Consider the following 1,495-nt stretch of genomic DNA (forward strand, 5'->3'; position numbering starts at 1 on the left):
TCATCAACTCGAAACTCCTTCGGGTTGTATGGTTAAGTGACTAAGCGTACACGGTGGATGCCTTGGCAGTCAGAGGCGATGAAAGACGTAGTAACTTGCGATAAGCCCAGATTAGGTAGTAACAACCATTTGAGTCTGGGATTTCTGAATGGGGAAACCCACGTGCATAAGCACGTATCCTTACCTGAATACATAGGGTAAGGAGGCGAACCGGGGGAACTGAAACATCTAAGTACCCCGAGGAAAAGAAATCAACCGAGATTCCGAAAGTAGCGGCGAGCGAAATTGGACTAGCCCTTAAGCTTTACACGCGTTAGACGAACGGTCTGGAAAGTCCGACGATACAGGGTGATAGTCCCGTAGTTGACGACGTGTGTTCAGTGAAATCGAGTAGGGCGGGACACGTGATATCCTGTCTGAATATGGGGGGACCATCCTCCAAGGCTAAATACTACTGACTGACCGATAGTGAACCAGTACCGTGAGGGAAAGGCGAAAAGAACCCCTGTGAGGGGAGTGAAATAGAACCTGAAACCGTGTACGTACAAGCAGTAGGAGCAGGCTTTGTCCTGTGACTGCGTACCTTTTGTATAATGGGTCAGCGACTTATATTCAGTGGCAAGGTTAACCATCTAGGGGAGCCGTAGGGAAACCGAGTCTTAACTGGGCGTTCAGTCTCTGGATATAGACCCGAAACCAGGTGATCTAGCCATGGGCAGGTTGAAGGTTGAGTAACATCAACTGGAGGACCGAACCGACTAATGTTGAAAAATTAGCGGATGACTTGTGGCTAGGGGTGAAAGGCCAATCAAACCTGGAGATAGCTGGTTCTCCCCGAAAGCTATTTAGGTAGCGCCTCGGACGAATACTACTGGGGGTAGAGCACTGTTAAGGCTAGGGGGTCATCCCGACTTACCAACCCTTTGCAAACTCCGAATACCAGTAAGTACTATCCGGGAGACACACGGCGGGTGCTAACGTCCGTCGTGGAGAGGGAAACAACCCAGACCGCCAGCTAAGGTCCCAAATTACTACTAAGTGGGAAACGATGTGGGAAGGCTCAGACAGCCAGGATGTTGGCTTAGAAGCAGCCATCATTTAAAGAAAGCGTAATAGCTCACTGGTCGAGTCGGCCTGCGCGGAAGATGTAACGGGGCTAAGTAGTAAACCGAAGCTGCGGCAATACTCTTTGAGTATTGGGTAGGGGAGCGTTCTGTAAGCGGTTGAAGGTGTGTGGTAACGCATGCTGGACGTATCAGAAGTGCGAATGCTGACATGAGTAACGATAAAGGGGGTGAAAAACCTCCTCGCCGGAAGACCAAGGGTTCCTGTCCAACGTTAATCGGGGCAGGGTAAGTCGACCCCTAAGGCGAGGCCGAAAGGCGTAGTCGATGGGAAACGGGTTAATATTCCCGTACTTCTTACAATTGCGATGGGGGGACGGAGAAGGCTAGGTGGGCCTGGCGACGGTTGTCCAGGTTCAAGTGCGTAGGCT

1 rRNA gene is annotated in these 1,495 nt (G+C 50.9%); it reads left to right on the top strand.

The features are described from left to right. Positions 1–30: 30 nt before the first annotated feature. A 23S ribosomal RNA gene (locus tag UF05_RS02695) occupies positions 31–1,495 on the top strand; the annotation flags it as partial.

The organism is Vibrio sp. S457-15 (genome assembly GCF_000960545.1).
Classification (GTDB): Bacteria; Pseudomonadota; Gammaproteobacteria; order Enterobacterales; family Vibrionaceae; genus Vibrio; species Vibrio parahaemolyticus.